This window comes from Acidovorax sp. KNOB132 (assembly GCF_057541515.1).
This window is the reverse complement of record NZ_BAAJYT010000216.1, coordinates 1-5,979: the sequence shown is the minus strand read 5'-3', so window position 1 is coordinate 5,979 and position 5,979 is coordinate 1. Positions and strand designations below refer to the sequence as shown.

The window sequence follows — 5,979 nt, the reverse complement described above, 5'->3', positions numbered from 1 at the left end:
GCAGTACATCACGCAGGATCCGATTGGCCTAAATGGGGGTAGAAATTTATATCTCTATACAAATCAACCCATTACCATGATTGACCCGCTAGGATTAGAGGCCAATATTGTGGGTCATCCAGCTGCCGGTCCAGTGGGGAAGTTGACCAATCCGAATTCGCATCATCTTGCCATTGAACTTAAACCAGATGACGCGAATTGTGATCTTGCTGGTGTAAAGACTCTTGGAGGCCAACCTTCTGGAAACTTTGCGAATGGCTATCTTGTATCGCGTTCCAACTATCCTGGAGATTCAAAGGGCATAGATGTAAGGCAGGCCATTCAGAAGCCGGAAGGAATGACGGATTGTGAGTTTCTCAAGAAGCTGAAGAAGGCATCGGAAGAATACTGTAATTGCCTTCCGTATTCCAAGCCTAACGTCTCTCTAATTCCTGGGACGCAGGATGGGCAAATGGATCCCGGTACATACAATAGCAACTCGTATGTGTCTGGTGTCATACAGAGAGCTGGAGCAGTTCCTCCAACGCTGAACACTGGGGGCAACTGGCAGGCACCTGGATATGGTAATCCTTTGCCTATCAGCAATATTGTTGCTCCTGTTGGAACAGTCGAGGTCAAATGATGAGAGAACGATTTTTGGATACGGCGATAGGATCGTTGAAGTTGCTGTTTTATCTTTGCGCCATTATTTTCTTGTCGGTGTTTTCAATGTATTTCATTGATTACAATACGAGTTGGCTTGAGGCTTTGCCAAAGAGGGAGTATTTGGTTCTGGCAGTCGCGACGCCTTTTTGGCTTGTTTGCAATAACGAGGTTTAAGCTTTCGTCAATCTTTGTGGCTGCTGTTTTCTTGGTTCCAAGTTTTTATGTGATATATTTTATTGTGGCCTGTTCGATTTTTAAAGATTGTATTTAAAATCGCCGCTTAAACGCCCCTGGCTTATCATCCTGTTTTCCACTCTTTTGCGAAAGACGTTTAGGCAAAACCGCACCTCGCGGGCTGTTCTGGGCCGCAGATTATCTGGCCCTCGATTTGAGGCTGGTAGGTGTCGGTTGTAGCCGGGGCGAATTTCCCGGGGCATGCGGCGGCGGCCAAAGCCGCGTTGCCACGGTGCTATACCGCCACAGGCCGCGTGCGGTAGAACTGCATCGGCACCGCCTGCATGTCGCGCGCGTGCTGGTTGAGCACCGACTTCTTCATCTTGCCCACCACGTGCATCTCGCACGGCTTGCAGTCAAAGCGCAGGGTGAGCTTTTCCTTGCCGTTGATGAGCTGCAGCGGCTCGGCCTTGATGGTGCCCTTCACGCCGATCACGCCCTTGGCCTGCTTGGGGCACAGGCTCATGGAAAAGCGCACGCAGTGCTTGGTGATCATCAGGCTGACTTCGCCTTCTTCTTCCTTCGACTCGTAGGCCGCGTCGATCACCTTCACGCCGTGCTTCACGTAGAAGTCGTGCGCCTTCTGGTTGAACACGTTGGCCAGATAGGTGAGCGTGTCCTCGGGGAAGGGCGCGGGGGGGCTGGACGGGCTCGGCGCGGGGCAGGCGCACCAGGCCGGCGGCGCGCGCGGATTCGAGCGCGGCCACCGCGTCGCGGCGCAGCGGGTTCAATGCCGAGGCCGGCACGAACCAGGGCTGCGACAGGCTCAGGGCGATGTCGTGCACGGAGAACACCGTGGCGCCGAAGCGGCCGAGTTGCTCGCGCAGCGTGGCCTCGGCTTGGGGTCCGTCGGTGGCGCGCTGGTGCGGGTGCACGATCGCCGCGCTGCCGACGAAGCCGTCCTCGTCGGTCAGCGTGAGGTCGAAGCCGTCGGGCGTTTCGGACAGCTGCGCCCACAGGCCGATGCGCCGGTCGCTTGACTTCTTGTCGAGGGTGCGCACCCAGTCCATATCGCGGTTGCGGTTGATCTCCAGCCCCTTTCGCAGGTCCTTGAAGCCGGCGATGGGGTCCTTGGGGAACACGCGCCACAGGCCTTTCCGGGCGTTGACGGCCTCGGCGCGGTTGATCTGCAGGCCCACCAGTTCCTTTTGCAGGTCGTAGTAGCACAGGCCGTCGCCGTTGTGCAGCACGGTGTCCGGGCTGGACAGTTCGAGTTCGGCAAAATTCTCGCCCACCTTGGTGACCCACCCGATGGGGCGGCCCGGCGTCTTGGGCGTGTCAAACGCGCCGATGTCGTCCTGGCGTCCGTTGACGAAGTAGTCGGTGAACTCGCGGTTGAAGTTCTGGTCGGGGTCGGGCGTGAAGGTGAACGTGGTGCGCCCGGACGACGAGCGCGCCAGCGGCTCGGCCGAGAACTCGCGCTCTTCGATGATCTCGTCGAGCAGCTTGCGGTAGTGCGCCGTGATGTTCTTCACGTAGCCCATGTCCTTGTAGCGGCCCTCGATCTTGAAGCTGCGCACGCCCGCATCGATGAGCGCCCGCAGGTTGTCGCTCTGGTTGTTGTCCTTCATCGACAGCACGTGCTTTTCGTGGGCGATGATGCGTCCGCTGCCGTCCAGCACCTCGTACGGCAGGCGGCAGGCCTGGTTGCAGTCGCCCCGGTTGGCGCTGCGGCCGGTGTGCGCATGGGTGATGTAGCACTGGCCGGAATAGGCCACGCACAGCGCGCCGTGCACGAAGAATTCGATGGTGGTGCGCGCCGGGTCGGTGGCGGCGCGCACGGCGGCGATCTCCTGCAGGTCCAGCTCGCGCGCGATCACGATCTGCGACAGGCCCGCGTCCTGCAGGAAGCGCGCCTTCTCGGGCGTGCGGATGTCGGTCTGGGTGCTGGCGTGCAGCTGGATGGGCGGCAGGTCCAGTTCGAGCAGGCCCATGTCCTGGATGATGAGCGCGTCGGCCCCGGCGTTGTATACCTGCCAGGCCATCTGCCGTGCGCCTTCCAGCTCGTCTCCCGCAAGATGGTGTTCAGCGTGACGAAGATGCGGCTGTGGAAGCGGTGCGCATGGCGCACCAGGCGCTCCAGGTCGCGCAGATCGTTGCCCGCGCCGGCCCGGGCGCCGAAGGCCGGGCCGCCGATGTAGACGGCGTCGGCGCCATGGTTGACGGCCTCGATGCCGATGTCGGCGTCGCGCGCCGGGGAAAGCAGTTCGATCTGGTGGGGCAGCAGGGACATGGGGCGCGATTATCCCAGCGGGCGCTGCCGGTGCCTACCCGGGCCGGCATTAGCGGCGCGAATGCCCCGCAATCTGCACTGAATTGGTGCGATTTATCCCGGAACCGGTGCGTGGCGCGGCTAGCATACGCACGCTTGGCCGCCGGCCCCGGCGGCTTTCCAACGACAAGGATGGAGACTTTGAGAGTGCTGAACGCTTCCCGACTGAGTTTTTCCCTGCGGTCCACCGCGCTGGCCTGCGCGGCCCTGGTGGCCTGCGGCGCCGCCATGGCCCAGGACGTGCAGACCGTCAAGATCGGCCACGCCGGCCCCCTGTCGGGCGGCATCGCCCACATCGGCAAGGACACCGAGAACGGCGTGCGCCTGGCGCTGGACGACCTGAACACGCAGAACCTGGTGATCGGCGGCAAGAAGGTCCGCTTCGAGCTGGCCGCCGAAGACGACGCCGGCGACCCGCGCCAGGCCACGGGCGTGGCGCAGAAGCTGTGCGACCTGAAGGTGGCGGGCGTGGTCGGCCACCTGCAGTCGGGCACGTCGATTCCCGCCTCGTCCATCTACGACAAGTGCGGCCTGCCCCACATCACGGCCGCGGCCACCAACCCCGACCTCACCAAGCCCGGCTACAAGACGACCTTCCGCCTGATCGCCAACGACAGCGCGCTGGGCGCGGCGCTGGCCCTCTACGCGGCGGACCACCTCAAGCTCAAGACCGTGGCGATCATCGACGACCGCACGGCCTACGGCCAGGGCGTGGCGGCGGTGTTCAAGGCCACGGCGCTGCAAAAGGGCCTGACGGTGGTGTCCGAAGAGTTCACGAACGACAAGGCCACGGATTTCATGGCCATCCTCACCGCCATCAAGTCCAAGAAGCCCGACGGCATCTTCTACGGCGGCCTCGATGCCCAGGCTGGCCCCATGCTGCGCCAGATGGAGCAGCTGGGCCTGGGCTCGGTGAAGTATTTCGGCGGCGACGCACTGTGCACCGAGAAGCTGCCCGATCTGTCGTCCAAGGCGGCCGTGCTCAAGAACGTGACTTGCGCCACGGGCGGGGCCTCGGTCACCAAGATGCAGGGTGGCGCCGAATGGAAGAAGCGCTACGACGCCAAGTTCCCCGGCCAGTTCCAGATCTACAGCCCGTACGCCTACGACGCGGCCATGGTGCTGGTGGACGCGATGAAGCGTGCCGACTCGGTGGACCCCAAGGTCTACGCGCCATTCCTGTCCAAGACCCAGTACAAGGGCGTGACGGCGAACATCGCGTTCACGCCCAAGGGCGAGCTGACGGCGCCGGCCGTGACGCTGTACCACTACCCGGCGAATGCCCGGGTGGCGCTGAACTGATCCTGCACCCCGAGCGCGCCCGCCAGCGCGCTGTTCTTCGTTACAGTGGCGGCTCTGTCCGGCGGCGCCGCCGATGCCACTCCCCGTGCGATTTCGATCCCGTGACCCCGTGAATGGGCCGCAGGGTGAGTCGGCGCGTGGCAGGGCATCGGGCCGCCGCCGGTCGCGCAACACACGGAGAACTGACCATGCGCATGGGATTCGGACTCGTGGGCCTGCTCGTGGCCCTGGCGATCGTCGCCGTCCTCGTGAAAAAGCAGATGGGCGCCACGCGCGCCTCCGTGCCCGTCATCGCGGTGCCGGGCGCCCAGCCGCCGGCCAGCGGGGCCTCGGCCGCCACCGTGCGCGAGCAGAGCCAGCAGGTGCAGCAACAGGTCAAGCAGCAGATGGAAGCGCTCATGCAGCAGGCCCGCCCCATGCCGGAAGACGAATCCAAGTGAAATCGGGCCCATGCCGGCGTTTTCCATGTCCTGATAGCTATAAAAATAATAGCAAATGATGGATTCGGCCGATGAAGAAGATGCGCGCTGGATGCGCCACGCCCTGGCCGAGGCGCGTGCTGCGGCCGAGGCGGGCGAAGTGCCAGTGGGCGCGGTGGTGGTGCGCAACGGCGAAGTCATCGCCACGGGCCGCAACGCCCCCATCGCCGGCCACGATCCCACCGCGCACGCCGAGATCGCCGCGTTGCGGGCGGCGGCGGCGCGCCTGGGCAACTACCGGCTGGATGGCTGCACCCTCTACGTCACGTTGGAGCCTTGCGCCATGTGCAGCGGCGCCATGCTGCACGCCCGCCTGCCGCGCGTGGTGTACGGGGCGCAGGACGCCAAGACCGGCGCGGCCGGCTCGGTCGTCGATCTGTTCGCCGAGCCGCGGCTGAACCACCACACCCAGGTGCGGCGCGGCGTGCTGGCCCCGGAGTGCGGCGAGTTGCTCAGCGGTTTTTTCCGCGAGCGGCGCAGCCAGCAGCGTGCCCGGGCGCTGTCGGCCCACCCGCTGCGCGATGACGCGTTGCGCACGCCGGACGCCGCCTTCGCGGGCCTGCCCGATTACCCCTGGGCACCGCACTACCTGAGCGACCTGCCTGCGCTCGCCGGCCTGCGCCTGCACTACCTGGACGAGGGCCCGCGCGATGCCGCCCGCACCTGGCTGTGCCTGCACGGCCTGCCCACCTGGAGCTACCTGTACCGCCACATGCTGCCGGTGTTCACCGCTGCGGGCGACCGGGTGGTGGTGCCCGATCTCATCGGCTTCGGCCGCAGCGACAAGCCCAAAAAAAGAGGCCGCCCACGGCTTCGAATGGCACCGGCAGGTGCTGATCGAATGGATCGAACGGCTGGACCTGCGCCACGCCGTGCTGGTGGTGCAGGGCTGGGGCGGGGCGCTGGGCCTGACGCTGCCCATGGCCCTGCCCGGGCGGTTCGACGGCGTGCTGGCCATGAACACCTGGCTCGCCGGCGCCGATGCGCCGGTTCCCCATCGCCTGCAGGCGTGGCAGGCGGAATGCGCCCGGGGCCGGCCGCAGCGCG

2 protein-coding genes and 3 pseudogenes are annotated in these 5,979 nt (G+C 64.5%); 4 read left to right on the top strand and 1 reads right to left on the bottom strand.

Annotated features, from left to right (window positions below; translation table 11 throughout):
- Nucleotides 1–622, top strand: a pseudogene (locus AC27IO_RS19180) (hypothetical protein); the annotation flags it as partial.
- 492 nt (nt 623–1,114) lie between these two features.
- Here AC27IO_RS19180 and AC27IO_RS19175 read toward each other — a convergent pair.
- Nucleotides 1,115–3,112: pseudogene (locus AC27IO_RS19175) on the bottom strand (peptidase U32 family protein).
- 186 nt (nt 3,113–3,298) lie between these two features.
- Between AC27IO_RS19175 and AC27IO_RS19170 the strand changes: the two are divergent.
- The 3 genes and pseudogenes from AC27IO_RS19170 to tadA form a co-directional block, all read left to right on the top strand.
- Nucleotides 3,299–4,453, top strand: coding sequence for a branched-chain amino acid ABC transporter substrate-binding protein (locus AC27IO_RS19170; protein WP_498740230.1), 1,155 nt, complete (start codon nt 3,299–3,301; stop codon nt 4,451–4,453).
- Between the two features lie 188 nt (nt 4,454–4,641).
- Nucleotides 4,642–4,893, top strand: coding sequence for a hypothetical protein (locus AC27IO_RS19165; protein ID WP_317354221.1), 252 nt, complete (start codon nt 4,642–4,644; stop codon nt 4,891–4,893).
- 58 nt (nt 4,894–4,951) lie between these two features.
- Nucleotides 4,952–5,979: pseudogene (gene tadA / locus AC27IO_RS19160) on the top strand (tRNA adenosine(34) deaminase TadA); the annotation flags it as partial.